At 56.5% G+C, this 25,974-nt stretch carries 20 protein-coding genes and 3 pseudogenes; 19 read left to right on the top strand and 4 right to left on the bottom strand.

Annotation, left to right across the window (positions count from 1 at the left end; genetic code table 11):
• Positions 1-13: 13 nt before the first annotated feature.
• From ACL2XP_RS15310 to ACL2XP_RS15285, 6 genes are all read left to right on the top strand, one after another.
• Positions 14-1,042, top strand: a complete 1,029-nt coding sequence (locus tag ACL2XP_RS15310) for a phosphotransferase (protein WP_413733627.1) — start codon at positions 14-16, stop codon at positions 1,040-1,042.
• Positions 1,039-2,310, top strand: coding sequence for a phosphopyruvate hydratase (gene eno / locus ACL2XP_RS15305; RefSeq protein ID WP_413733626.1), 1,272 nt, complete (start codon positions 1,039-1,041; stop codon positions 2,308-2,310). The genes ACL2XP_RS15310 and eno overlap by 4 nt, the downstream gene beginning before the upstream one ends.
• A gap of 135 nt (positions 2,311-2,445) precedes the next feature.
• Positions 2,446-3,756: a tricarballylate/proton symporter TcuC gene (gene tcuC / locus ACL2XP_RS15300; RefSeq protein ID WP_413733625.1), complete on the top strand. Its 1,311-nt coding sequence runs from the start codon at positions 2,446-2,448 to the stop codon at positions 3,754-3,756.
• A gap of 73 nt (positions 3,757-3,829) precedes the next feature.
• The gene (locus ACL2XP_RS15295; RefSeq protein WP_413733624.1) at positions 3,830-4,792 is read left to right on the top strand and encodes a D-2-hydroxyacid dehydrogenase; all 963 of its coding nucleotides are present in this window, start codon (positions 3,830-3,832) and stop codon (positions 4,790-4,792) included.
• Between the two features lie 58 nt (positions 4,793-4,850).
• Positions 4,851-5,633, top strand: a complete 783-nt coding sequence (locus tag ACL2XP_RS15290; protein WP_413733623.1) for a 2-keto-4-pentenoate hydratase — start codon at positions 4,851-4,853, stop codon at positions 5,631-5,633.
• Between the two features lie 48 nt (positions 5,634-5,681).
• Positions 5,682-6,461, top strand: coding sequence for an HpcH/HpaI aldolase family protein (locus ACL2XP_RS15285; protein ID WP_413733622.1), 780 nt, complete (start codon positions 5,682-5,684; stop codon positions 6,459-6,461).
• Positions 6,462-6,542: 81 nt separating this feature from the next.
• On the opposite strand, the gene ACL2XP_RS15280 is transcribed toward ACL2XP_RS15285, so the two are convergent.
• On the bottom strand, positions 6,543-7,577 hold the full coding sequence (locus tag ACL2XP_RS15280) for a LacI family DNA-binding transcriptional regulator (RefSeq protein WP_413733621.1): 1,035 nt from the start codon (positions 7,575-7,577) through the stop codon (positions 6,543-6,545).
• A 643-nt stretch (positions 7,578-8,220) separates the two neighbouring features.
• Here ACL2XP_RS15280 and treZ point away from each other — a divergent pair.
• Both treZ and treY read left to right on the top strand, forming a co-directional pair.
• On the top strand, positions 8,221-10,008 hold the full coding sequence (treZ, locus tag ACL2XP_RS15275) for a malto-oligosyltrehalose trehalohydrolase (protein ID WP_413733620.1): 1,788 nt from the start codon (positions 8,221-8,223) through the stop codon (positions 10,006-10,008).
• On the top strand, positions 10,005-12,539 hold the full coding sequence (gene treY / locus ACL2XP_RS15270) for a malto-oligosyltrehalose synthase (RefSeq protein ID WP_413733619.1): 2,535 nt from the start codon (positions 10,005-10,007) through the stop codon (positions 12,537-12,539). The genes treZ and treY overlap by 4 nt, the downstream gene beginning before the upstream one ends.
• Before the next feature lie 42 nt (positions 12,540-12,581).
• Here the strand turns inward: treY and ACL2XP_RS15265 are convergent, their stop codons facing one another.
• A complete protein-coding gene (locus ACL2XP_RS15265; protein ID WP_413733618.1) occupies positions 12,582-12,860 on the bottom strand; it encodes a hypothetical protein in 279 nt (92 codons plus the stop codon).
• Positions 12,861-13,301: 441 nt separating this feature from the next.
• On the opposite strand from ACL2XP_RS15265, the gene ACL2XP_RS15260 reads away from it, so the two are divergent.
• The 3 genes from ACL2XP_RS15260 to ACL2XP_RS15250 are packed head-to-tail and all read left to right on the top strand — an operon-like array spanning position 13,302 to position 16,629.
• Positions 13,302-14,564, top strand: coding sequence for a nucleoside permease (locus ACL2XP_RS15260; protein ID WP_413733617.1), 1,263 nt, complete (start codon positions 13,302-13,304; stop codon positions 14,562-14,564).
• Between the two features lie 54 nt (positions 14,565-14,618).
• A complete protein-coding gene (locus ACL2XP_RS15255) occupies positions 14,619-15,644 on the top strand; it encodes an ADP-ribosylglycohydrolase family protein (protein ID WP_413733616.1) in 1,026 nt (341 codons plus the stop codon).
• Complete coding sequence (locus ACL2XP_RS15250; protein WP_413733615.1) at positions 15,631-16,629, top strand: PfkB family carbohydrate kinase; 999 nt, start codon at positions 15,631-15,633, stop codon at positions 16,627-16,629. The genes ACL2XP_RS15255 and ACL2XP_RS15250 overlap by 14 nt, the downstream gene beginning before the upstream one ends.
• 14 nt (positions 16,630-16,643) lie before the next feature.
• Here the strand turns inward: ACL2XP_RS15250 and ACL2XP_RS15245 are convergent, their stop codons facing one another.
• Positions 16,644-17,387: a GntR family transcriptional regulator gene (locus ACL2XP_RS15245; protein ID WP_413733614.1), complete on the bottom strand. Its 744-nt coding sequence runs from the start codon at positions 17,385-17,387 to the stop codon at positions 16,644-16,646.
• 252 nt (positions 17,388-17,639) lie between these two features.
• On the opposite strand from ACL2XP_RS15245, the pseudogene ACL2XP_RS15240 reads away from it, so the two are divergent.
• The 3 pseudogenes from ACL2XP_RS15240 to ACL2XP_RS15230 all read left to right on the top strand — a co-directional run.
• Positions 17,640-17,798, top strand: a pseudogene (locus ACL2XP_RS15240) (MFS transporter); the annotation flags it as partial.
• 82 nt (positions 17,799-17,880) lie between these two features.
• Positions 17,881-18,063: pseudogene (locus ACL2XP_RS15235) on the top strand (nucleoside hydrolase); the annotation flags it as partial.
• Between the two features lie 9 nt (positions 18,064-18,072).
• Positions 18,073-18,184, top strand: a pseudogene (locus ACL2XP_RS15230) (hypothetical protein); the annotation flags it as partial.
• A gap of 14 nt (positions 18,185-18,198) precedes the next feature.
• On the opposite strand, the gene ACL2XP_RS15225 reads toward ACL2XP_RS15230, so the two are convergent.
• Complete coding sequence (locus ACL2XP_RS15225) at positions 18,199-19,842, bottom strand: ABC transporter ATP-binding protein (protein WP_413733613.1); 1,644 nt, start codon at positions 19,840-19,842, stop codon at positions 18,199-18,201.
• A gap of 352 nt (positions 19,843-20,194) precedes the next feature.
• Between ACL2XP_RS15225 and ACL2XP_RS15220 the strand changes: the two genes are divergently transcribed.
• From ACL2XP_RS15220 to ACL2XP_RS15200, 5 genes are all read left to right on the top strand, one after another.
• On the top strand, positions 20,195-20,692 hold the full coding sequence (locus ACL2XP_RS15220) for a MarR family winged helix-turn-helix transcriptional regulator (protein WP_413733612.1): 498 nt from the start codon (positions 20,195-20,197) through the stop codon (positions 20,690-20,692).
• A 225-nt stretch (positions 20,693-20,917) separates the two neighbouring features.
• The gene (locus ACL2XP_RS15215) at positions 20,918-22,249 is read left to right on the top strand and encodes an NAD(P)/FAD-dependent oxidoreductase (protein WP_413733611.1); all 1,332 of its coding nucleotides are present in this window, start codon (positions 20,918-20,920) and stop codon (positions 22,247-22,249) included.
• A 57-nt stretch (positions 22,250-22,306) separates the two neighbouring features.
• The gene (locus tag ACL2XP_RS15210; protein WP_413733610.1) at positions 22,307-23,977 is read left to right on the top strand and encodes a peptide ABC transporter substrate-binding protein; all 1,671 of its coding nucleotides are present in this window, start codon (positions 22,307-22,309) and stop codon (positions 23,975-23,977) included.
• Positions 23,978-24,114: 137 nt separating this feature from the next.
• Positions 24,115-25,065 (top strand): ABC transporter permease, encoded by a 951-nt coding sequence (locus tag ACL2XP_RS15205; protein ID WP_413733609.1) that lies wholly within the window; start codon positions 24,115-24,117, stop codon positions 25,063-25,065.
• Positions 25,066-25,075: 10 nt separating this feature from the next.
• Entirely contained in the window at positions 25,076-25,957 is an 882-nt protein-coding gene (locus tag ACL2XP_RS15200; protein ID WP_413733608.1) for an ABC transporter permease, read from the top strand.
• Positions 25,958-25,974 lie beyond the last annotated feature (17 nt).

The raw sequence follows: 25,974 nt of genomic DNA, 5'->3' as shown, positions 1-25,974 counted from the left end.
ATAAAGGTGACTCATGGGAAATAGTTTTATAGACCTGTCGGCAGAAGATAACGCCATACACGATGTGCTGCAAAATATGGGATTATTGCATGCGGGAAATTCATGGCATATCACGCCTCTGACCGGCGGCGTATCCTCCAATATTTTGAAAGTCACCGTCGGGAACCGGCAATTCTGCCTTAAACAGGCCCTCCCTACGCTTAAAGTTGCCAAAGAATGGCATGCGCCATTGGAGCGTGTTTTCGCGGAAATCGACTGGATGAAAACTGTCGCGGAGATTGAACCCGATGCCGTACCTAAGATATTGGGCGTAGATAAAAAAAATCTCTGTTTTGTCATGGATTATTTGCCTGCGGAACATTATCACAACTGGAAATCCCAACTATTGAACGGTGAGATTGATATCGGTTTCGCCGAACAGATGGGGGGCATTCTTAATAACATACATAAAAAGACGGCAAAGAATAACGAATTGGCCGGACTGTTTGCGTATGATGATAACTTTTTCTCGCTGCGTTTAGATCCCTATCTCGGGGAGATTGCGCGCAATTGTTCTACATATTCCGACTATATTTTATCAATATTGCACCGGACCCAAACCACAAAAATCGCGTTGGTGCATGGCGATGTCAGTCCGAAAAATATTCTGCGCGGGCCTGATGGCCCCGTTATTTTAGATGCGGAATGTGCTTGGTACGGCGATCCTGCTTTTGATTTGGCATTCTGCCTTAATCATTTTTTACTGAAATCCGTTATAGCGAAATCAAAAGTTGATAAAGAACGGCTGCTTGCTGCGTTTCAGGCTATGAGTGAAAAATATATTACCGGTATTAATTGGGAGCCAACCGAGGATTTTAATTTTCGGGCCGCAACGCTTTTGCCATGTTTGCTGCTTGCTCGTGTTGATGGTAAATCACCGGCTGAATATATACAAGGCCAGGATGTAGACCGGGTACGTCACGCAAGTTATACCTTACTTGACCATCGATATACGCAATTAAAAGATATCCAGGAATTCTGGAAGAAGGAGATAGGTTTATGAGTAAAATAAAAAATATCATTGCCCGGCGTATATGGGATTCTCGCGGCTGGCCAACCGTAGAAGCAGAAGTTCATTTAGATAACGGCGTTATCGGCAGAGGATTAGCCCCTGCCGGCGCATCCCGCGGTATGCATGAAGCCGTTGAGCTTCGCGATGGCGGCGCATCGCTGTCGGGCAAGGACGTACAACAGGCATTATTAAATATCAAAAATGAAATTGCGCCCGCCTTAATTGGCCTGGACGCGACCGACCAACGATTAATCGACGATACGCTGATTGAATTGGACGGCACCGGCACCTTTTCACGTTTAGGGGGCAATGCCACCGTCGCCTGTTCGATGGCCGTTATCTATGCTGCCGCGAACCATGCGCATTTGCCGCTCTGGAAATATCTTGCCGGGGACGATAATGTCGCCATGCCTTTGCCGCAGATTCAAATTTTCGGCGGCGGCGCTCATGCCGGCCGGCGCATCGACATCCAGGATCTGATGGTCATCGCCAACGGCGCCAAATCCTTCCAGGAAGCCCTGGTGATGACCGCCGAAGTTTATCACAGCGCGGGTCGTATTATGAAGCAGCGCGGACAGTTAAGCGGCGTTGCCGATGAGGGCGGCTGGTGGCCCGAGTTTTCGAATAACGAGCAAGCGCTTGATACGCTGGTAACGGCGATCGAAGGCGCCGGTTATATTCCGGGCCGGGATGTGTCGATTGCCTTGGACGTCGCGTCGTCTGAATTTGGTAAAAACGGACGTTATCGCCTGGCGCTGGAGTCAACTGAATATGACTCTGACGGTATGTGCGAATTGTTACTCGGCTGGCTTGACCGTTATCCCATTATTTCAATTGAAGATCCGTTAGCTGAAGATGATGAAGCGGGATTGATTGCCTTTACCAAAGCAGCGGGTTCACGCGTTCAAATCGTCGGTGATGACTATTTTGTGACCAATGCCGATCGGGTCAAGGCAGCCGTGCCCAAAGGGGCCTGTAACGCCGTGCTGTTAAAACCGAATCAGGCTGGCACCATCACCCAGTTATTCAATGCCTATCAACAGGCAAAATCAGCCGGCTACGGTACGATTGTCTCGGCCCGTTCTGGGGAGACGGAAGATAATATTATCGTGCATTTAGCTCTGGGCCTGAATGCCGGGCAATTAAAAGTGGGTTCCATAACACGCGCCGAGCGCACGTCGAAATGGAATGAGGCTATTCGCCTGGAAGATTCAAACGATTTAGGTTTTTTCGGGATAAAAGCACTCGGAAATAAATAGCTAAACGTTTAAACGATTTATTAGCTGAACAGGCGTTATCTATAGGTTTCATTGCCGTATATCCTGCCGTTTTTTGACAGTCTGTTCTGGTTATATGAGTTTTTGCAATGGTAAATTTGCATTTAGGAGATTCAAATGACCGAGTACAGTAGTGAAACTTTACCTGTGGTTGAAAAAAAGATACAGGTAAAACCCATCATCCAGGTGGGTGCGGGTAATGCCCTCGAAATATACGATTTTATGATTTATGGCTACTATGCCCGCTATATTTCCCAGGCATATTTTCCATCAGAAAATGAATATGTTTCTCTCATGCTGACGCTGATGACCTTTGCCTTAGGTTTCTTTGCCCGTCCGTTCGGGGCAATTATCTTAGGATCTTATACGGATAGGCATGGCCGAAGAAAAGGCCTGGTGTTGTCGCTGTTTTTAATGTCCGTCGGTATCCTGTGTATTGCCCTTACCCCGACCTATGCAACAATAGGCGTGGCCGCACCGATTATTGTTCTATTTGGCAGATTGCTGCAAGGGTTTTCCGCCGGTGCTGAATTGGGCGGCGTGGTGGTCTATTTAGCTGAAATATCGCCGCCTCATCGTCGAGCTTTTTATACCTGCTGGCAGGTGGGCTCGCAGCAATTTGCCGTAATGACGGCATCGCTTGTCGGCCTGGTCTTGCTCTATACTATGTCGAGCGAAAACCTGCATGACTGGGGCTGGCGTATTCCATTACTCATTGGCTGCGCCGTTATTCCGCTGATGTTCTGGTTACGTTCCAATCTTCAGGAAACCGCCGTCTTCGCCAAGAAAAAAACCACCCCGACGGTTAAAGAAATTTGCAGCAGCCTGGTTACGGGATGGCGCACCATAATTACCTGTATGGGCATGGTGGCAATGGCGACCGTCACCGCGCAAACCGTGACGACCTATGCGCCGACCTATATAAAGAGCCTGAATCTGGGGGAAAATGTCGGCTTCATTACGTTATTTTTTGTTGGCTTGTCTATTTTATTCTGGTTGCCGATCACCGCGACTATCGCCGATCGCGTTAATCGACGCACAATGATGATTGTGGTGACGCTGCTAGGCGCGGTCACCGCTTATCCACTCCTGGCTTGGCTTTCCGCGGAGCCGACCATACTGAAGTTTGTGGTCTTCGAGCTGTGGTTCTCCTTTATTTATGCCTGCTATAGCTCGGTACAGGTCGCCGCCATGGTTGAAATGGTGCCGGCGCATGCCCGTACCGCGGGTTACTCGTTCGCGCAGGCGGTAGCCGCTGCCGTACTGGGGGGATTAACGCCGGCCATTTGCACCTGGCTGAACCATACCTTTAATAGCAATGCGATGGTCGGGGTATGGCTGGGTTTCAATGCGTTATTGAGCCTGATCGCCGTATTGACGCTTGATCATAAGAAAACCATGATAAATCAGCAAGTTGAATTGCACTGAAATTTTGTCATTACGCGGCGGTGCGCATTGTCACCCAGCGTACCGCCGGTCACTACTCCAGTAGGTATTTTTTATGAAAATAGTAATTTTAGATGGCGGCGTACTGAATCCTGGCGACCTTTCATGGGCGCAGCTTGAGCAGTTAGGCGATATTACGGTTTATGAAAATTCGGCGCCGGAGGAGGTGGTGGAACGTATCGGCGATGCCGAGATAGTTATTGCCAATAAGGTCCCGTTAAGCCAAAAAACATTTGAGCAATGTCCTAACCTCAAGTTTATAGGCGTTACCGCGACGGGTTATAATATCATCGATCTGGCCGGCGCCAGAAAACAGGGCATCGCGATTGCCAATGTTCCCACCTATGGCACGGTGACCGTAGCGCAATTCACCACCGCCCTGATGCTTGAATTGTGTAACCACGTCGGCGAGCATGCCGTGGATGTCCGCGCCGGCGGATGGAGCCAAAAAACCGACTTCTGCTATTGGCTAAAACCTATGATCGAGGTCGCCGATAAAAATGTCGGCATCATCGGCTTTGGCCGCATTGGCCAGGCATTTGGCCGGGTGGCCCAGGCTCTCGGCATGAATGTCCTGGCCTACGATGAGTACCGGAACGCGTCGTTGGAAAATGAACGCGTTAAATACGTCGACTTGGACACGCTCTATGCTGAATCGGATGTTATCAGCCTGCACTGTTTATTGACCCGGAAAACGCAGGGCATGATTAATGCGGGCGCCCTCGGCAAAATGAAAAAAACGGTGTTGATCCTTAATGCTTCCCGGGGAGATCTGGTAAACGAAGCGGATTTGGCCGAAGCGTTAAATCACGGCCGAATCGCCGGCGCCGCGGTGGATGTTCTGTCTACGGAGCCGCCCTCGCCGGACAACCCCCTGCTGTGCGCGAAGAATTGCCTGGTTACGCCGCATATCGCCTGGGCGTCGGTGGAGGCCCGGGGCCGTATTCTCGCCATCACCGTCGATAACGTCAGGGCGTTTATCAACGGTAACCCGCAAAATCGGGTGGATACTCTTTAACCGTACTCGGGCTAACCATACCTGGGCTAACGGCAACCAGGATTAAGAGAACAGCACAATGGACAATTCTATTATCAAAGCGGCGGATGTCATTCGTACTGCCTGGCAAAATGCGCAGGCGGGGCAGCCCATCCGCGAGTTCTTCAGCGATGAAGATATTACCAGCGGATATATGATCCAGGATTACAATGATACCCTTTGGCAGGCGCAGGGACGTCGGCTGGTCGGACGCAAGCTGGCGCTCACCAATAAAGCCGTCCAACGGCAATTCGGCATGTCCCAAGCCTGTTATGGGAATATCTATGCCGACATGGTATTGGTGGAGGGAACCGAAATCACCCAGCGAGCCTTATCCGAGCAGCGTGTCGAAACTGAAATAGCCGTGGTGCTAAAAAAAGACCTGACGCAAACCTGCCACACTATCCTGGATATTATCGATGCCTGCGCTTATATCCTGCCCGCCTTTGAAATCGTCGATAGCCGCTTCACCGGCTGGAATGTGAAGTCCTGCGATTTTATCGCCGACAATACCTCCGCTTGCCTGGTGGTTCTGGGAACCAAACCGGTCAAGTTATCCGACTTTGATATGGCGCGCAGCCTGATGACGACCAAAAGGGGGGATGAGATTGTCTCCGAAGGCGCGGCAACCGCCTGCTTGGGCCATCCATTACATGCCTTAAAATGGCTGGCTGATGAACTGGTCCGCGCGGGCAAGCCGCTTAGGGCGGGGGAATTCGTTATCACCGGCGCCCTGGGGCCGGCGGTCGCCGCCGCGCCGGGCGATACGTTTACGGCTGAAATCACCGGCCTGGGGTTGGTGACCACGAGGTTCGCTGGGTGAAGATAAAAACGTCTCGCCGCGGGTATAGGACAAATCATGGAACTACCTATGCAACAACATATACAACTACAGCAAAATCAATTTAAGCAGGCCATTAAAAACGGCCAGGTTCAGTTAGGTCTCTGGACGCAGTTAGGCAGCCATATCGCCGCGGAAATTTTGTCCGGCTGCGGCTATGATTTCATTGGTCTGGATGCGGAGCATGGTCCCAGTGAGTATAGGGAAATCTACTGTCAATTGCAGGCCTGCGCCGCAGGCGGCCCGACACAGCCTATAGTCCGGCTGCCGAACCAGGATATCTCCCTGATTAAACGCTATCTCGATGCCGGGGTGAACACGCTGATGGTGCCGCAGGTCGATACCGTGGAACAAGCTAAAATGCTGGTCTCGGCGGTGCGCTATCCTCCCCACGGTATTCGTGGCTATTGCGGCGCTCCCCGCGCGTCCAATTTTGGCAGAATAAAAAATTATGCCACCGCCTGCGATCGGGAAATCTGCCTGATTGTGATGCCTGAGACCACGACTTCCCTTGATAACCTGGAGGAAATGGCCGCGATTGACGGCATTGATGCCTTTTTTATCGGCCCGGGCGATTTAGCCGCCAGCCTGGGGTATATCGGCCAACCCATGCATCCTGCGGTAATTAACGCGATTGAGGAGAGCGGCAGACGAATTAAAGCCGCGGGTAAAGCCGTCGGGATACTTTGCACCGATGAAAAACAAACGCGCCGATACATTGAATTGGGTTTTCAAATCATTGCGATTGGTTCAGATCAAGGGCTATTGACTAACGGAGCTGAAAAACTATTAGCCAAATTTCGGCAATAAGCGTCGTAAATGAATCAGGTAAAGTTTTGCTCTAATGGCGGTATGTTTGGATGCGTACGGTAACGTATGCATCCTTTTTTATTAACACTGCTTCAGCGATGTAAACGCTCTGGTTGAATCGCCAGGCGCTAGCCGCGGCATAAAAAGCTGGTTTTCAGTCGAATGAATAAATTCATCGGGAGTAAACGTTAATTCGCCATCCATTATGTGACGAATCATATCCACGCAGGCATCCGTCATTTCTTTTTCCGGCAGCATAATCGTCGTAAGCTTCATATCAAGCAAACCGCCCCACGGCACATCGCCATACGCCACGACGGAAAGATGCTCGGGAATCCGGATGTCCAGCGCTTTCGCGGCCAATAAAACGCCCATGGCGTAACGCGGACTTCCCAGCACCAGTGCGCTGGGCGGATGGTCCGCATTCATAATGCGTTTGAAGGCGTCAAAGCCGAACTCGGCCTGCGGCGGACCTATATGGATAACATCCTTCAGCCCGGCCCGCTCATGCCCGGAGAAATGTTGTAAGAATCCCTGTAGACGTTCAAATCCGGTACTCAGGTCGGTGGATGACCCTATATAGCCAATCCGGGTATGGCCCAGCGCCAGCAAATGCCCGGTGGCGAGACTGATGCCATAACGATCGTCAATCGCAATCAGCGGGGCCTGGATACTTTTATGGCGGCGCAGTAGTTGCACGGCGTGGGTTCGGGTAATAAGCTCTTGGGTCTCGGGCAGGGGATTTGCTGATGGCGCTATAATAATACCGTCAACGCTGGCGGCCATCATGCGACGTAACGCGTTATATTCTGTATCCGGCTGGTCTTCGGTAATGGCCAGAATCATTTGCCATGACCGTTTACCCGCCTCGCGCGCAATCGCATTGGTGACAGAAATAAAAAAGTCGTTCTGGATATCAGGAATAATCACGCCAAAGGCGCCGCTGGTCGCATTACGTAATACCTGCGCGGCGCTATTAGGAATATATCCATATTTTTTTGCGGCCTGTATAACGCTTTCTTTGGTAGACTGGCTGATCGCCGGATGACCGTTTAATGCACGGGAAACCGTGGAATGAGACAATCCCAAAATAGCGGCTAATTTCTTTATTGTCACCGAGCTACCTTTATTTCGGCTATATCCTGATTTCCCTTAACAAATGTTTAGTATTAAAAATAATTAATAATCCGAACATGAGTCATAAAGAAACCCTCCGGCCCGACTTTATCATAACCCGCCACCGGCGAACAGCGACATGAGGCCGGACCCGCGGCGCAAGGTGTGACTGAACGCGCGTTTGCCCGTCCGGTCATCGCGCCCCGCGCGCGACGGCCCGCGAACCGGATATTCCCGCCGCCTCCGCGGCGGGCGATGACGCCTGGGCAGCCCCTAACCATGACACCGAAAGGTCAACCGCGCCAGCGGGCGCCATTGACGGCGCGGGATCGGGTATCCCGGCGGGCTACGCCGCGCAAGCGCCTGGCGACAGGGCTGGTAAAACCCACCTTTATGGCCGCAGCTGATATGCCCGCGCGCAATTGTATTGCCGCACAAACACAGGGACGTTCACAAAAAAAAGCCGCTCTGTTCGGGCGGCGCATCAATTCCTACATAATAGTCTATGATTGTTTTTCGGATGCAGCTTGGGGCCGGGACACACATCACGCCGACAAGTTTATGCTATTGAAGCTCGCAGCACCGGAGCAATAATCACGCGATGTCGTCCATTGCCCACTTCTGGGTTGGCGGAGGGAATTGAATGGGGTCCAAATCATTTGTTAAAAGTTGGGGGGCCGAATACGTGGCCGCCGGCGCGGTGCGTTTTCGCCTCTGGGCGCCCGGCCAGGACAGGATGACGCTCAGGCTGGCCGGCGAAGACAGCGAAATGACCCAGAGCGGCGACGGCTGGTTCGAACTGCTGGCAACCGGCGTGTCGCCCGGCGCGGAATATAACTTCGTCCTCGCCGACGGCACGGTCGTGCCGGACCCGGCTTCCCGCGCCCAGAAGGCGGATGTCAACGGCCCCTCCCTCGTTATCGACCCGACCCGCTACGACTGGCAGAACGCCGAATGGAAAGGCCGCCCCTGGGAAGAAACGGTCGTCTACGAGATGCATGTCGGCACATTCACGCCCGAAGGCACGTTCCAGGCCGCGATCGGGAAACTGCCTTACCTCGCCGAACTGGGCATCACCATGATCGAGGTCCTGCCCCTCTCGCAGTTCGGCGGCAACCGCGGCTGGGGTTATGACGGCGTGCTGCTTTACGCGCCGCACTCCGCCTACGGCACGCCGGAAGATGTCAAGGCCTTCGTCGATGCCGCCCATGGCCACGGCCTCTCGGTCGTGCTCGATATCGTGCTCAACCATTTCGGTCCGGAAGGCAATTACCTGCCGCTCCTGGCGCCCGATTTCTTCCACAAGGCGCGCATTACGCCCTGGGGCGCCGGCATTGCCTATGACGTCGATGCCGCCCGCCGTTATATCATGGAGGCGCCGCTTTATTGGCTGGAGGAATTCAACCTTGACGGGCTGCGCTTCGACGCGATCGACCATATCGTGGATTCTTCCGACCGGCACGTACTGATAGCGATCGCCGAGCGCATCCGGGCCGGGATAACCGACCGGCCGATTCATCTGTCGACCGAGGACAACCGTAACGTCATCTTCTTGCATCCGCGCGGGGAAGACGGTTCCGTGCCGCTGTTCACCGGCGAATGGAACGATGACTTCCACAATGCCGTCCATGTCTTCGCCACCGGCGAGACGCATGCTTATTACCGGGATTTCGCCAAGGAGCCCGAGAAGCTCGTCGCCAGGGCGTTGGCGGAAGGTTTCGCCTATCAGGGCGAAGTCTCGCCGCAGACGGGCGAGAAACGCGGCGTACCAAGCGCCGGCCAGCCGCCGGTCGCCTTCGTGGATTTCATTCAGAACCACGACCAGGTAGGCAACCGCGCGCAGGGCGAAAGGCTGATCGAACTGGCCGGCGCCGAGCGCACCAAGGTCCTGCTCGCCGCGCTGCTGTTCTCGCCGCATATTCCGCTGCTCTTCATGGGCGAAGAATATGGCGAGACGCATCCCTTCCTGTTCTTCACCGATTTCCATGGCGATCTCGCCCGGGCCGTGCGCCAGGGCCGCGCGAAGGAATTCGAGGGCCATGTCGGCCATGAGGGTGAAAGCGTGCCCGATCCGAACGCGGGGCAGACCTTCGAGAGGTCTAAGCTCGACTGGACGAAGCCGGACAGCGAGGCGGGCAAGGACTGGCTGGCGCTGACCCGCGAGCTGCTGGCGCGGCGCCGGCAACATGTCGTGCCGCTGCTGGCCACGGCCGGCGGAGGCGCCGGCAAGGTGGTGAAAACGGCGGAAGGTTTTATTGCCGTCACCTGGACTTTCCCGCAAGGTACGCTGTCCATCGCGCTCAATATCGGCGCAACGCCCCGGCCGTTTCCCGACCAGCCTGGCGAGATAATTTTCGCCTGGCCGCAAGGGACACAGGATCTGCCGCAGAATTCCCTCATCGTCCGCCTTGCCGCAGGAGGCGCAAAGTGAAGATTCCGACCGCGACTTACCGTATACAGTTTCGCAACGGCATGACCTTCGACCGCGCCGCCGGCCTGGTGCCGTATCTGAAACGGCTCGGCATCAGCCATCTCTATGCCTCGCCGATCTTCACCGCGACATCCGACTCGACCCACGGCTACGACGTGACCGACGCCAACGAGATAGAGCCTTCGATCGGCGGCCGCGCAGGTTTCGACCGCATGGTTAAAGCGCTTAAGGGCGCAGGTCTCGGTCTGATTATCGACATCGTGCCCAACCATATGGCCGCCTCGCTGGAAAATCCGTGGTGGCGCGATGTCATCGAGAATGGCGAAAACAGCCGCTACGCCCGGCATTTCGACATTAACTGGTCTAAGCGCCTGACCTTGCCCTTTCTCGGCGCTACGTTCGAGGCCGCGCTGGAAAACGGCGAGATTGCCGTGAAGCCCGATCCGAGGACCGGCAGGCCGGCGTTCGCCTATTACGACAGCTTCTACCCGCTTGCCCCCGCCACCTGGCAGGGTCGCGAGGCCGAGGTCCTGAATCTCGCCGACAAGGCGGAGATCGCCGCACTGCACGCGCGCCAGCCCTATCGGCTGATGTGCTGGCTGGATGCGCCGCGCGACCTGTCCTACCGCCGCTTCTTCGAAATAACCGGGCTCGTTGGCGTCCGGGTCGAAGACCGGGCCGTCTTCGACGATACGCACCGGCTGATCCTCGAACTCGTCCAAAACGGTGCGGTCGACGGGCTGCGGGTGGACCATGTGGATGGGCTCGCCGACCCAAAAGCCTATCTCGAACTGCTCCGCCAGGAGGCCGGGCCAGACTGCTATATAACCATCGAAAAGATCCTTGGCGAGGGCGAGCATATTCCGGCGGACTGGCCGGTTTCCGGCACCACCGGTTACGAGTTCGCGGCATCGCTCTCCGATGCGCTGGCGGATGGCGAAAAGATCGGCGCCCTGCGCCAGGCCTATCACGATGTCGTGGGTAAGCCGGTGAACATGGACGCCGAACTGCGGGCGGCCAAGCTTCTGATGGCGGATAAAAATTTCGCGGGTGAATTCAACACGCTCTTGATGCTCGCCATGGCCATCGCCAGGACGGATGGCGTGGCGCTGCACGAGAAAGCCGTCCGGTCGGCCCTGCGCGAGCTGCTGGTCGCTTTCCCTATCTACCGCACCTACGGCACGGCGCAAGGGCTGCCGCCGGTCGACTATGACCTGCTGCAAAAGGTGGCCGCCAAGGTCAGAACCGGCGCGCACGCCCCCGATCCGCAGGCGCTCGATTTCCTTACCCGCATTCTCGCGGGCGCAGTCTCTACCGCCGCCGCCGGCGAGGCCGCCGCCTTCCGCACCCGCTTCCAGCAACTTACTGGCCCGCTGATGGCGAAATCGGTGGAGGACACGCTGTTTTTCCGCCAGCATATGGCGCTGGCCCTGAACGAAGTGGGCGCCGAACCGGTGCCGCGCGTCTTTCCGCTCGACCGCTTCCACGCCGAGATGAAGACGCGGCTCGAACGGCAGCCGGATGCGCTATCATGCACCACGACCCATGATACCAAACGCGGCGAGGATGCCCGCGCCCGGCTCTATACGCTCACCGAAGCGCCGGATCTCTGGGCCGAATGCGTTGCCCGCTGGCGGCGGATGAACCAATCCAAAGTCAAGGCGCTCGACGACGGCCCGGCGCCGGAAGCGGCCGTCGAATGGATGCTCTACCAGGCGCTGGCCGGCGTATGGCCGACCGCGCTGCGCCCGGATGACGAGACGGGCCTGAAGGCGCTCGAAGAGCGGTTTGCCGCTTATGTGGAAAAAGCGCTGCGGGAAGCCAAGCTGCGCACCAACTGGGTCGATGGCAACGATACTTACGAAACGGCCGTGCTCGACTATGCACGCCACCTGCTCTCGCCGGCGAACCGGGACTTTCTCCTGGATTTTTGCGACGCGCTGCAACCCTTGATCCGCGCCGGCCTGGTCAACAGCCTCACCCAGGCGATCGTCAAGCTGACGGCGCCGGGGGTACCGGATATCTACCAGGGCAGCGAGGCGCTGGATTTCAGCCTCGCCGACCCCGACAACCGGCGCGAGCCGAATTTCGCCGCGCTCGAACGGCTGCTGGGCGAGCATGAAAATCCAGGGGCCGCCACGCAAGAGGACTGGCTGAGCGGCCGGTTAAAGCAGCATGTCATCGCCAGGCTCCTGCGCGTGCGCCAGGCGATGCCAACGCTGTTTCGTAAGGGCGACTACCTGCCGCTTGCCGCCGTGGGCCAGCGGGCGGAAAACGTCTTGGCCTTCGCACGGGCGGAAAGCGGCGATGCGCTGATCGTCATAGTCCCCCGTCTCGTCTACGGCGCGCTGCATGGCGGCCTTGCCCGGCCGCATACGCCGCGCTGGGCGCAGACGGAAATCGATCTTCCCGAACGGCTCGCCCATCGCCGCTACCGCGATGTTCTCAGCGGAGAAGAGCGGTTCTTAACCGATCGGCTCGACTTGGAATCAGTGGATGGCGGTCCGGCGGTCATACTCGTTAGCGCATGAAGTTATCGACAACCGGCGCCGATAAGGCGCCGGCCTGGCGCTCTAGCGGGTTCTGGCGTCCCAGGCGGCTGCGGCGATCTGCGCCATAGCCTCCAGTTCGGCGCAGCCGACACCGTCGCGCGCCAGGATCGACATGCCATTCTGCACGGCCTGGACAAAACGGGCGAGGGCGGGAATGTCGGTCGGGGCCGGAAGTTCTCCTATTTCCACGGCCCGGTTCAGGCGGATTTCAAGGCGTTCAAACGTGGTAGCCCGGGCGACCCCCACCAGGTCGCCCAGTTCTGGATATCCTTCGCTGCCGACCGACGAAAGGGTAACCATGCAACCGTGTGGAATGCCTTATTTCCTGATTTCTGCATGGAACGTTATATAAACCCGTTGACGGTTTTCTGCAAGTCTCCCAGCATTTACCTATCGATCACTACAGAAATATACCCGCTACCCGGATTTCCTGGCGGAAGTGACTCCGCTGGTAGCGCAGGGCAGGATCAAGTACACCGAGGAATTCGTGGATGGGTTCGAAAACATCCCGGATGCGTTCTTACGGCTATTTGATGGCCGCAACCGCGGCAAATTGATCGCCAGGGTAGGCGAATGCGACCCTGGCCAGCCCTGCGCGCGGGCGGACAGGGAGTTTTTTAGTGGAAATGTTAATCAGATCGGAAAACATACTCAAAGGTATTGCATAGGTATTATTAAGTGGTACTTTTATGTGGCATCTGACCCGCTACATATAATAATGCCTTTAAAAAGGAACGCAGGATGAATACAAAAACCGTCAAACTCTCATTCATGATGTTCATCGAATGGTTTATCTGGGGCGCCTGGTTTGTGCCGCTATGGCCTTATCTGCACGGGATCGGCTTTACGCCGACGCAAATTGCCTGGTGCTATGCGTGTACCGCTATCGCCGCGATTCTATCGCCCATCCTGGTCGGTTCCCTCACCGACCGTTTTTTTGCGGCGCAAAAGGTACTGGCGCTGCTGATGCTGGTCGGCGCGGCGCTGATGTACCTGGCCGCGCAGCAAACGGAGTTCGCCACATTCTTTCCACTCTTGCTGGCTTATTCGCTGACGTATATGCCCACCATTGCCCTGACCAATAGTATCGCCTTTTCCCATGTCGACGATGTTGAACGGGATTTTCCGCGGATTCGCGTCCTGGGCACCATCGGCTGGATCGGCTCGGGCATCGTCTGCGGCTTTTTACCGCCGATGCTGGGCTTCGGCGATATCTCCGCCACTAATATCCCGCTGGTGGTGACGGCGGCCAGCTCCGCGCTGCTCGGCCTGTTTGCGCTGGTATTGCCGCATACGCCGCCGAAGAGCACCGGCAAAATGAGCGTTAAGGTCATGCTGGGCCTGGATGCGCTGGTCCTGCTGCGCGATCGCAACTTCCTGGTATTTTTCGTCTGTTCTTTTATGTTCAGCATGCCGCTGGCTTTCTATTATATCTTTGCCAACGGTTACCTGAGCGAGGTCGGCATGAGCGATCCCACCGGCTGGATGACGCTCGGCCAGTTTTCTGAAATTTTCTTCATGTTGGCGCTGCCGTTTTTTATTAAACGCTTTGGTATTAAAAAGGTATTACTTCTTGGGCTGGTCACCGCCGCCATACGCTACCTATTTTTCGTCTATGGCGGGTCTGAAACGGTATTTAGCTACGGCTTGCTGTTTCTGGGGATACTGCTGCACGGCGTCAGCTATGATTTTTATTTTGTCACCGCGTATATCTATGTGGACAAAAAAGCGCCGGTAGAGATGCGCACCGCGGCGCAAGGGCTGATCACGTTATGTTGCCAGGGCATCGGCAGCCTGCTGGGGTACCGGCTGGGCGGCCAGTTAATGGAAAAATTGTTTGCCTATCCCCAGCCGGTAAACGGCCTGACCTTCAATTGGGCGGGGATGTGGGCATTCGGCGCCATTATGATTGCCGTTATCACCCTGGTGTTTATCGCTTTTTTCCGTGAGAGCGCCAATGAAATCAAAGAGATTCCCATCAAACAGCAACAGCCTGGTATCTAACCGCATGCCGCGGGCGATGTCTGGTGGGCCGCCCCGGGAAATTAAGGAAGCACTATGTCATTAAGTACAGAAGATCGCATTTTGGGTGTGTTATATGGGCAATCCCTCGGTGATGCCATGGGGATGCCTTCCGAGCTCTGGCCGCGTTCGCGAGTCAAGAGCCACTTTGGCTGGATCGATCGCTTCTTGCCTGGACCGCAGGAAAACAACGCGGCATGTTATTTTACCGCGGCGGAATTCACCGACGACACCTCGATGGCCATGGCGCTGGCCGATGCGTTGATTGCCTGCGACGGACAGGTAAACCCAGAGGTTATCGGGAGCAATATCCTTAATTGGGCGTTACGTTTCGATGCTTTTAATAAAAATGTGCTCGGTCCAACATCAAAAATAGCCCTTCGCGCCATTGAACAAGGCGCGCCGATCGCCAGCCTGGAAAATAACGGCATGACCAACGGCGCCGCGATGCGCATCGCGCCCCTGGGGTGTATGGTGCCCACCCACTCACTGGCCGATTTTATTTCCCGGGTGGAGCTGGCATCGAGCCCGACGCATAAATCCGACGTAGCCGTCGCGGGCGCGACGGTAATTGCCTGGGCCATATCCAAAGCGATTGAGGGGGCCGGCTGGCAACATATCACCGACCAATTGCCCGCGGTGGCGAAAGCCGCGCAGGAAAAAAGAGTGACGACTTTCAGCGCATCGATGGCCGCGCGGGTTGAAATGGCGCTACAGGTCGTCAGGACCACCTGCGGCGTGGAACATACCATGGATCGCATTTATCAGTTGGTCGGCGCCGGTACCGCGACGATCGAATCGGTGCCGGCCGCGATCGCCATGGTGGAACTGGCGCAAACCGACCCCAACCGCTGCGCGGTGTTGTGCGCCAACCTGGGCGGCGATACCGATACCATCGGCGCGATGGCCACGGCGATATGCGGCGCGCTGCACGGAGCCGAAAATATCGATTCAGCGTTAAAGGCCCAATTGGATAGCGTCAATCACCTTGATTTTAGCTACTACAGCCGGGCGCTGTCGCGCTTGCGCGCCCTTGAGGAGGAGAAGCATGCCAAACAGTAGTCTGCGCGTGGATCTGGACCGGCTGGTTAATCAGCGGCAAATCTGCGTTATTGGCGCCGCGGTGGTGGACGTTATCGCCGCAGCCGATTCTTTGCCGCGTAGCGGCGGCGATATCGAGCTGCGCCAGCAGGGGGTAAACGTTGGGGGATGCGCCCTGAATATAGCCATCACCCTGTCTCGCCTGGGGCTGGACTCGCTCAACGCCTTGCCGCTGGGCACCGGCGTCTGGGCGGATATCATTACCCGGGCGCTGCGCGAGAAAAATATCACCAGCGGCATTCATGTCGACAGTGGTGATAATGGCTGGTGCCTGGCCTTGGTCGAGCCGAACGGCGAGCGGACGTTTCTTTCCGTCAGCGGGGTGGAAAACCAGTGGTCGGCCGCTATGCTGGCGCAGCTCGCCGTCCTGCCCGGGGCGCTGGTCTATCTGTCGGGGTATCAGCTCACCTCGGCCGCCGGCGATATTCTGCTGGCCTGGCTGGCGACCCTGCCGGCCAGCGTCACCCCGTTTATCGACCTGGGTCCGCGCATTACGCATCTCGCGCCGGCGCAGTGGGAAAAACTGCTGGCGCTCAGGCCGATCGTTTCGCTTAACCGGCAGGAAGCGGAGCATGTCTATGCGTATCTGTCGCCCACGTCCGCTCCGGCGCCGTTCGGCGCCGCGGATATCGACGCGCTGGCGGACCTATGGCGGCAACGTTATCGCTGCCCGCTGATTATCCGCATGGACAGCGAGGGCGCCTATTACTGCGATGTGGCTACGGCTGGCTGGATAGCGGCGGTCGAGGCAACGGTGGTGGATACCATCGGCGCCGGCGATAGCCATGCCGGCGGCGTGCTGGCCGGCCTGGCGTCGGGCTGGTCGCTGCGGGACGCGGTCGCGCTGGGTAATTCTGCGGCGTCGTTTGTAGTCAGCCGCCGGGGCGGTGATTGCGCGCCCCGGCGGGAGGAACTCAGGCAATATTTACGCGATCGCGGGATTTAACGGCTGGCGGGGGATTATTCTTCCGCCACAAACACATAGAGATCGGCCCGGCAGTAGCTGATGCTGTATTCAATCGGCCTATCGCGGTCGTCGAAAGCCACCTGTTTGATGATCAGCACGGGCACCTTGTCGCTCAAGCTGATATGTTTGCGAAACTCTTCATCGGGCATCCGGGCGGTAACCCAGCTGTGGGTGCGCTGCAAGGCGATGTTCTGACGTTTAAAATAATCGTAGAGCGATAGGCTGATATCATTGATATCGCCGATCAAGGCGGTGGGAACATACGACTCCTCGATGGATACCGGCTCATCATCCAGGTAGCGTATGCGCTTAAGCAGGAACACCTCGCTGTTAGCCGGCAGCCTGAGCTGAGTGGAAACGTCTGGGCTACAGGCGACAATGCTTTTCTTGATCCACAGCGTATCCGGATTCTTGCCTTGCAAGATCATCTGCTGCGAAAATCCGCGCGCCTCTTTTAACGAATACTCCAGGCGATCGTTAATATAGGTGCCAAAGCCCCGGGTGCGCACAATCACGCTTTTTTCTTCCAGCTCGGCCATGGCCTTGCGCACGGTAATGCGCGATATGCCCAATAATTGACTGAAATCACGCTCGCTCGGCAGGAGCTGGTCGCGCGGGATAGCGCCGGATTTCACCGCCTGTTGCACCGTTTCGGCAAACTTGACGTAGAGCGGGGACTTGTCCGGCTGTCCAAAACGCGCCTGTAAGCTGTTAATCAGTTCTGCCTGCCAATCCATATCCGCTCACAACGTTGTCTCTGTCAAAAGTGCTTTATAGTAGCGTTTTCCCGGTTCGATTTCCTCAAGTTATCACCCCCTGCGAATAGCCCGGCAGTAACCGTATCGCCGGTCATGCTCCCGCGGTGGCGGGGCCGGGCGACAGACTTCCGCCGCGTATGTGCCTCCTACCTACAAACTTCGCGTGTGCCTTGGGCAATTATGGGTGGTTTCGTGAACGATCTCTAAAAAGATAATAAATTTGATCTATCGCAGCGTAGCAAATCGTTCTGGATCATGGTGGGCTTGCGTATCGGCGAGAACGGCCCGTCTTATCTGGCTCAAGGCTTTATGATTGATTATGTTGCCAAAGTGCCGGTGGTTGATAAATCGGTACCCACCATGGCGGTGTTTATCGCCACCTTTAGCGGGACTTTCCCGGATATATCATTCAGGGATGTTTGGCATCGAGGCAACTTTGGTAAACCCGCAGTTTCATCGTATTATACGTTCTGATGTCGCGCGGGAAGGGGCGCTAACCCGCGGGATGACATTGCGCTTTAACCCAGGGAATCTGCGCCTGGATATCGGCATTCCCGCTCCGCAAGGCAAACCGGCTAAAATACTGCAAGCAGTTGATAAAAAAACTCTCGGATATCATTATCAAGCCCTGGGCCATTATGGCCGATCGGATTGATTGCCCATTAATGCCAGGCGCCTGCGCCGCGCCAAGCATCGTTTCAGGTTGCTGAACCGCCGTTACTCGTGCCCCACGTTGAACGCCGCACCAACAAGACGTTCAGGGCATTGAAAACACGCGGCCCGTTCCCCGTCAGTATAACCCGCTGTCCCTGCGCTCGGTGCCGGGTATCGCGCCGACCAGTTTTTGCGTGTAGGCGTGCCGCGGCGACATGAACACCTGTTGCGGTGAGCCTTGCTCGACGATTTCCCCCTGGTAGAGCACCGCGATTTCATCACAAATCTGGCTCGCCACCCGCAGATCGTGCGTAATGAACATAATGGCGACATGGGTTTTTTGCTGGATCTCGCTCAGCAGTTGCAGCACCTGCGCCTGTATCGAGACATCCAGCGCGGAAACGGATTCGTCGGCGACCAGCAGTACCGGGTCAAACATCAGCGCCCGCGCGATACCGATGCGCTGGCGCTGGCCGCCGGAAAACTCGTGGGGATAACGGGTATAGGCGCTTTCATCCATACCAACCAGCGACAATAAGCGCAGCGCTTTTTGCCGGACTTCGCTCCGGGTCATCCCGCCGTGGGTCAGCGGGCCGACCGACAGGATGGTGCCGATGTCCTGGCGCGGATTGAGCGAAGCGAAGGGATCTTGGAAAATCATCTGGAGCCAGGGGCGCAATGGGCGAAACTCGGCCTCGGAAAGCGGAATAATATCGCGCCCGTCAAAGATGATTTCCCCGGAATCCGCCGGCAGCAATTTGACCAGAATACGTCCCAGGGAAGATTTCCCGGAGCCCGATTCGCCGACAATCCCCAGGGTCTGGCCTTTATGGATGTTGAAACTGACCTTTTTCAAGGCCTCGACCTGGCGCCCGCGCGAAAAAAAACCGCCCGCTATCCGATAGGTTTTTTTAAGATTGCTGACTTGCAGCACGATGGGGGCGTTTTTCTTGTCCGGCCGGGGCCGGTTCGCCATACGCGGAACGGCGGCGATAAGCTGTCGGGTATAGGGATGCGCGGGCCGGGATAATACCTGCCGCACGTCGCCGGACTCCACCATTCGCCCTCTTTGCATCACCAGCACCCGATCGGCAATATCCTCCACCACGCCGAAATCGTGGGTGATAAACATGACGCTCATCCGCTTGCGGCGCTGGATGGCGCGGATCAACTGCAAAATTTGCGCCTGGGTGGTGACATCCAGCGCGGTGGTGGGTTCGTCGGCGATCAGCACATCGGGGTCCAGCGCCAGCGCCATGGCGATCATCACCCGCTGCCGCTGCCCGCCGGATAGGTTAAAAGGATATTGGTGCTGGAGCGTCTGCGGATCGGGCAAATCCACTTCGTTAAGCAGCGACAGCACTTTTGCCTGGCGGGATTGCGGGGAGCCGACCCGATGCGCTTCCATGACCTCGGTGATTTGCCGGCCAATGGTCATGATGGGATTAAGCGCCGATAAGGGATCCTGGAATACGATGGAAATACAGCGTCCCTGCACGCTGCGCAGCGATTCCGGTGATTCGCGCAGCAGGTTTTTACCCGACAGGATTATTTCACCTCCGGTAACCGTCAGCGCATTGGGTAGCAGTCCCATCGCCGCATGGGCCGTCACGGATTTGCCCGAACCGGATTCACCAATAATACACAGTATTTCACCGGCATAGAGTTCGAAGCTGATATTCTCTACCGCATATTCGCGATCCATTCCCATGGGTAAAGTGATGGTTAAATCGCGCACGGATAAGATGACGTCATGCGTGGCTGCTTCACTATTTGTCATTAAAGACGCCTCTTTTTTGCCGGTAGCCGGATGAAAAAGAATTAAACAGGGATATTGTTTCGCTAATATTTTCCGCAGCATCAACAATATTCAAGTATAGCGATCAACATATACAGCAGCCTGCGTTATCTAAAATAGGTTTTTATTATGATCGCAACTTTATGTCCTGATGGGCGCGATACCGCCATCGATATCCATGGCCATTGCCGAACGATTGGATGAAGTGAATAAGAAAAAACTATTATAAAACTAGTTGTAATCGTCCACTAACTTAACAATAATGTTTCCGTAACATTAAGCGCAATTTTGTTAACAACGAGCCCGATGCGTAATAATTTTTCGTGAGGTCGCCATGACAAACCAGGGAAGCGGACCCCGTCAGGAAACGGCCGTATCAGTGGATCTGGGTGTATTGGGTAAACTGCTAAGTTTCTATATTCGCAGCATAAATATCACCGTGTCCCGGGATCTGGATAAAAAGTTGGCCGGGCTTGAGGTCGCCAAGGGGACCGGGAAAATCAGTACCTTGCTTATCGTGGCGCGGCATCCGGGTATCCGTCCTTCCGCTATAGCGGAGGCGATTATGTGCGACCGTTCCGCCATGGGACGATTAGTGACGAAATTGGAGAGCCGGGGATTATTGATCCGCAAAATCTCAAAGGATGACAGCCGCTCGCAAGAGTTGTATTTGACTCCTCATGGCGAGGAATTAGCGACAAAAGTGACCCGGCTGGTGGCTGAGCAGGAAGCGGAATTTTTCCAGTCGGTTTCCGAGTATGAAAAAAATTTTATTATTAAGGTATTCAAAAAAGTGCTGAATGAAACTGGCTCGTTTGATGGGGTTGAATAAATAGTAGTTCAAGGATATTTCGGCCGGCATAAGAAAAAACAACTCATTTAGCCAGGGGTTTATTTTCCTGATTGACATTAAAAAAACGGCATTATCATTTCGATGCCGCGAATAATAAGCTTGCCATTCCCCAAAGACTTAATAGCGCCATGACGGCGATGGGGTTTAAATGTGCGCCGGACGCCGGCGTGGCTATTCATCATTAACATTATCGAGAGCGGATCTATGCCTGGTCCTTTTGTGGTTCCTGTCCATGGCGATCTTGCATTGCCAAAACAAGCCGATGTGGTCGTTATCGGCGGCGGCATTATCGGCGCCGCCACGGCGCTGGAACTGGCCGAGCAAAAGCTCAGCGTCGCGCTGTGTGAAAAGGGCGGTATCGGGCACGAACAATCCAGCCGCAACTGGGGATGGGTCAGGCTTTCGCGCCGCGACCCGCGCGAGATCGCGCTGATGGCGGCGTCGCTCGATATCTGGCGGGACCTGGACCGCCGCCTGGAGGCGGATACCGGTTATCAGCGCTCGGGCATTGCCTTTACCTGCCGGACGGAAAAAGAACTGGCCGAGAACCAGCGATGGCTTGCGCAGATTAACGATTATCCCTTCACCACGCGCCTGCTTGACGCCCGGCAGTTTCAACAGATGTTTCCCTCCTCGACGGTACCCGTGGCCGGAGCGCTGTATGCCCCCGAGGATGGCCGGGCCGAACCGCAAAAAGTGGCGCCCGCGTTTGCCGAAGCGGCGCGCCGCCAGGGCGCGTCGATTCTGACCGAATGCGCGGTGCGCGGCATTGAAACCAGCGCGGGGCGGGTATCGGCGGTGGTGACCGAGCGGGGCGTCATTTCATGCCAAAGCGTGGTTTTGGCGGGCGGGGCCTGGTCGGGGCTGTTTGCCGGCCGTGCCGGCCTGCGGCTGCCGCAGTTAAAAGTCATGAACACCGTGCTGCGCACCGGGCCGGTGGCCGGCGGGCCGGAACCGGCCATGTGGTATGACGACTTCGCGATACGCAAGCGGCAGGACGGCGGTTATACCGTGGCGTCCGGGACCGAGAACGTGGTGGATATTGTCCCCGACTCGTTTCGCTATGCCCGTGATTTCCTGCCGGCGTTGCGCAGCGAATGGCGCGCTTTGCGCTTGCGTCTCGGCTGGCGCTTTTGGGATGAGGCGCGCATCAGCCGCAACTGGGCATTGGATGAGGCCAGCCCGTTTGAATACTGCCGCGTGCTGGACCCGATCCCGTCCGTCCCGCTTTCCCAACGCGCATTCCAACAACTGATCCGCCATTACCCGCAGTTTAGCCAGGCGCGAGTCCTACAGCGCTGGGCCGGCTGCATTGATGTGGTGCCCGACGCGGTGCCGGTGATTTCCGCCGTCGACCAGCTACCCGGCTTTTTTATCGCCACCGGTTTCTCCGGCCATGGATTCGGTATCGGCCCGGCGGCGGGGCGCCTGATGGCGGATTTGGTGCTGGGCAGGCCCACCGTCGTCGACCCCGGCGCGTTTCGTTTTTCACGGTTTTCCGACGGTTCAAAAATCGAAATCATCAGCGGAGTGTAATTATCCGCCGGCACGTTTAGTCGTAACGTCGTTATTTAGACCTTAACACGAGGAAACATGATGACCGATAAGCTTACTGACCTGCTGCCCCGACTTTCCCGCCGCCAGGCGCTGATTTACCTGGCCTCCGGCGCCGCTTCGCTGGCGCTGCCCAACCTGTTCGGCGTGGGAGGCGCGATGGCGGCTCCCCCTGCGCAGCGAAAAGGCCAGATGATTATCGGTTTTTCGCAGGAACCCACCGTCTTTAATCCGCATTTGCCGCATATCGAGGTGGATGAGGGCCTGCATTTCAGTCTTTTCGATCCGCTGTTCGCCATTGACCCGGAGGGTAGGTTTACTCCTGCGCTGGCCGTGGAGGTGCCGACGGTGGACAACGGGGGAATTTCCGCCGATGGCCTGCACTTTCGCATCAAACTGCGCGACAACGTCAAGTGGCACGACGGCCAGCCTTTCACCGCCAAAGATGTCAAGTTTACCCTCGACCTGCTGGTCGACCCCAATTTCCGCAGCTGGCGCAAGACCGGCCATGAACTGGTGCGGGATATCAAGATTGTGTCGCCTACGGAAATCACCTGGCGTATGGAAAAACCGTTCGCGCCTTATGTCGCCATTCTATCGTCAACCTTCATGGTGCCCGAACATATCCTGGGGCCGGTGGCGGATAAAAACACCGCGCCGTTCAATAATGCGCCGGTGGGCACCGGACCTTTCAAATGGCGTCAGCGCGTTCCCGGCGATCATATTGAATTGACCGCCAATAGCGATTATTTTCTCGCCGGGCCGTATCTGGAACGGGTTGTTTACAAATACATTCCCGATCTTAACGTGATGTATACCCAGTTCGCATCGGGGGATATCGATATCGTCGGGCTGCAATGGATTTCGGCGGATCATTACGATGAGGCCAAAAAACTCCCGGGCAAGGTGGTGGAGGTGGTCTCCGGGTCGACGGTGGAGAACTTTGCCTTCAACCTGGGCAAGCCGGTCTTCCAGGAGCTGGCCGTCCGGCAGGCGATTTATTATGCCATCGATAAACAGACCATCATTGATTCGCTTTATTACGGATTGCCCAAGCAAACGGAGACCTATATGCCGATGCAATCCTATTATTATCATCCTTCGCTGCCGAAACATGAATTCAATCCCGACAAGGCGAAACAGTTGCTCGATCGGGCCGGCTGGAAACCGGGACCGGATGGGATTCGTCAAAAGAACGGCGTGCGCCTGTCATTTAATAACTCCACCACGGTCGGTAACCACCTGCGCGAGCAAATGCAGCAATTTCTCCAGCAGACGTTCCAGGATGTCGGCATCGAAATGAAAATAGCCAACCTGCCGCCGGCCGTCATGTGGGGCGAGTTCTGGATGATGTCGAAGTTTGATTCCTCCATCGTCGGGATCAGTTTCCTGACCGGGTCGGACCCCGATACGTCCGACTACCTCCATTCAAAGTCGATACCGGCCAAAGGCGGCGCGGGCCAGAATACCTTCCAATATCAGAATCCGGCGGTGGATCGCCTGCTCGACGAAGGCAGCAAGACCTTTGTCCCGGCGCAACGCAAAGAGATCTATCAGAAAATAGAGGAAATCGTGCGTCAGGATATGCCGTTTCTTCCGTTGTTCCCGTTTGCCAATGTGGTGGGGCATAAACAAGGCGCCGAGAACATTATCCCGAACGGTAACGTACGCATCGATAGCTGGAACGTCGCGGCCTGGTATTGGGGCTGACGGCGTCGTGATGGCAAGGTGGGCCGGCATCCGGGCGCGGGATGCCGCGCGCCGCGCCATTTTCATTATGCGTGGCCGAGTGCGGGCGGCGCGTTCATCGCCGGCAACGCGCCGGGTCACCGCGCCGAGGGGGGATCATGCTTAGCTTTCTGATACGGCGATTATGGCAAAGTATCGTGTTGTTGTTTTTGGTCTCGCTGATTGGCTTCGCCGCGCTGAACCTGGCGCCCGGCGGCCCGTTATCGCAATTCGCCCTGACGCCGGGCATGAGCCAGGCGGCGCTGGATCGCATTGCGCAGCAGATGGGACTGGACCGCCCGCTGCCGGTGCAATACGCCGAATGGCTGGGCCATTTGCTGCGCGGCGACTGGGGGCGCTCATACCGCGACGGGCAGCCGGTATTATCGATTATATTCGCGCATGTTCCCGCCACGCTGTTGTTGATGGGAACCTCGACGCTGCTGGCGATCGCCATCGGCGCCTGGGTGGGCATTCAAAGCGCGGTGCGGCGCAACGGCGTTTTTGACGATGTGGCCACCATCGCCTCGATGATTGCGCTATCCATTCCCACCTTTTGGTTCGGGTTGGTCGCCATCTATTTCTTCGCGCTGAAGCTACAGTGGTTCCCGGCCGGCAATATGTACACCATGGGCGATGGATCGGTGCTGGATGTGGCCTGGCACCTGGTGTTGCCGGTCATGGTGCTGACCTTTGTGGATGTGGCTATCTGGAGCCGCTATATGCGCGGCGCCACCCTTGAGGTGATCAACCAGGATTTCATTAAAACCGCCCGGGCGAAGGGATTGTCGCCGCGCCGCGTACTGATCAGGCATGTGGTGGGCAATGCGTTATTGCCGATGATCACCCTGGCGGGCATGCAATTGCCGACCCTGCTCGGCGGCGCGCTGGTGGCGGAAACGGTATTTACCTGGCCCGGCATGGGGCGGCTGTTTCTCGATAGCCTGGGCTACAGCGATTATCCGGTGGTGATGGGCTTATTGATGTTTTCCGCCATGTTGGTTTTGCTTGGCAGCCTGCTGGCGGACCTGCTGACCGCCGTTATCGATCCGCGAATTCGACTGGTATAAGGAGAGAGCGATGGCTGCCTGGATTCTTACCGCAATGTCCCCGGCGCATTATTGGTGGCATAGCCGCACGGTACGCCGTTTCCTGCGCCACCGGCTGGCCTGCGCCGGACTGGTGACGATCGTGCTGATGGGGCTGGCCTGCATCTTCGGCCCCTGGCTGCTGCCGTTTGATGATTTGCATATCGATTTGCGTTATCGCTTTGCGCCGCCGCTCACCGGCTGGCATCTCCTGGGCACCGATCCGCTGGGGCGCGACACGCTGGCTCGCCTTTTGATGGCCGGGCGTATCTCGATACTGGTCGGTTTCTTGTCCATGGCGATCAGTATCCTGTTCGGCGCGGCCGTCGGCATTATCGCCGGTTATTACGGCGGGCGCATCGGCGGCCTATTGATGCGCATAGTGGACGCCTTCCTGTCATTTCCCAGCGTATTCCTGCTGCTGGCGCTGGCCGCATTTATCAAGCCCAGCCCGCTGATGATTACCGTCATCATCGCCGTGACCAGCTGGATGGAAGTGGCGCGCATCGTGGAAACCGAGGTGCGATCGCTGCGCGAGCGCGAGTTTATCCTGGCGGCCAAAATGCTGGGTCTGTCGGGACGTTGGATTATGGTGCGCGAATTACTGCCGAATGTGATGGGGCCGATTATCGTGGCGGCGACCCTGACCGTGGCGCGCGCTATTTTACTGGAGGCTTATATCAGCTTTCTGGGCTACGGTATCCAGCCGCCCTTGCCAAGCTGGGGCAATATGCTAAACGGCGCCCAGCAATATCTGCTGCGCGCGCCCTGGCTGGCGCTGGCGCCGGGGTTGGCGATTACCCTTGCCGTGACCTGCTTCAATTTTATCGGCGATGGCATCCGTAACGCCCTGGACGCCCGCGGCGAATTGTGAACCGTTGCAACGGTTAT

Origin of the sequence: Sodalis sp. RH21, assembly GCF_047324175.1 — a bacterium.
In the GTDB taxonomy this organism is placed as follows: Bacteria; Pseudomonadota; Gammaproteobacteria; order Enterobacterales; family Enterobacteriaceae; genus Acerihabitans.
The sequence above is the reverse complement of the archived record's forward strand: the minus strand, read 5'-3'. Positions and strand labels throughout refer to the sequence as shown.

What these genes read in the sequence shown, in the direction of transcription:
- ACL2XP_RS15285 (WP_413733622.1), top strand. Translation starts at nt 5,682, where the DNA reads ATGCAACAACATATACAACTACAGCAAAATCAATTTAAGCAGGCCATT.
- ACL2XP_RS15255 (WP_413733616.1), top strand. Translation starts at nt 14,619, where the DNA reads ATGTCATTAAGTACAGAAGATCGCATTTTGGGTGTGTTATATGGGCAA.
- eno (WP_413733626.1), top strand. Translation starts at nt 1,039, where the DNA reads ATGAGTAAAATAAAAAATATCATTGCCCGGCGTATATGGGATTCTCGC.
- ACL2XP_RS15290 (WP_413733623.1), top strand. Translation starts at nt 4,851, where the DNA reads ATGGACAATTCTATTATCAAAGCGGCGGATGTCATTCGTACTGCCTGG.
- ACL2XP_RS15310 (WP_413733627.1), top strand. Translation starts at nt 14, where the DNA reads ATGGGAAATAGTTTTATAGACCTGTCGGCAGAAGATAACGCCATACAC.
- ACL2XP_RS15245 (WP_413733614.1), bottom strand. Translation starts at nt 17,387, where the DNA reads ATGGATTGGCAGGCAGAACTGATTAACAGCTTACAGGCGCGTTTTGGA.
- ACL2XP_RS15260 (WP_413733617.1), top strand. Translation starts at nt 13,302, where the DNA reads ATGAATACAAAAACCGTCAAACTCTCATTCATGATGTTCATCGAATGG.
- ACL2XP_RS15210 (WP_413733610.1), top strand. Translation starts at nt 22,307, where the DNA reads ATGATGACCGATAAGCTTACTGACCTGCTGCCCCGACTTTCCCGCCGC.
- ACL2XP_RS15225 (WP_413733613.1), bottom strand. Translation starts at nt 19,842, where the DNA reads ATGACAAATAGTGAAGCAGCCACGCATGACGTCATCTTATCCGTGCGC.
- ACL2XP_RS15250 (WP_413733615.1), top strand. Translation starts at nt 15,631, where the DNA reads ATGCCAAACAGTAGTCTGCGCGTGGATCTGGACCGGCTGGTTAATCAG.
- tcuC (WP_413733625.1), top strand. Translation starts at nt 2,446, where the DNA reads ATGACCGAGTACAGTAGTGAAACTTTACCTGTGGTTGAAAAAAAGATA.
- ACL2XP_RS15215 (WP_413733611.1), top strand. Translation starts at nt 20,918, where the DNA reads ATGCCTGGTCCTTTTGTGGTTCCTGTCCATGGCGATCTTGCATTGCCA.
- ACL2XP_RS15265 (WP_413733618.1), bottom strand. Translation starts at nt 12,860, where the DNA reads ATGGTTACCCTTTCGTCGGTCGGCAGCGAAGGATATCCAGAACTGGGC.
- treZ (WP_413733620.1), top strand. Translation starts at nt 8,221, where the DNA reads ATGGGGTCCAAATCATTTGTTAAAAGTTGGGGGGCCGAATACGTGGCC.
- ACL2XP_RS15205 (WP_413733609.1), top strand. Translation starts at nt 24,115, where the DNA reads ATGCTTAGCTTTCTGATACGGCGATTATGGCAAAGTATCGTGTTGTTG.
- ACL2XP_RS15295 (WP_413733624.1), top strand. Translation starts at nt 3,830, where the DNA reads ATGAAAATAGTAATTTTAGATGGCGGCGTACTGAATCCTGGCGACCTT.
- ACL2XP_RS15220 (WP_413733612.1), top strand. Translation starts at nt 20,195, where the DNA reads ATGACAAACCAGGGAAGCGGACCCCGTCAGGAAACGGCCGTATCAGTG.
- ACL2XP_RS15200 (WP_413733608.1), top strand. Translation starts at nt 25,076, where the DNA reads ATGGCTGCCTGGATTCTTACCGCAATGTCCCCGGCGCATTATTGGTGG.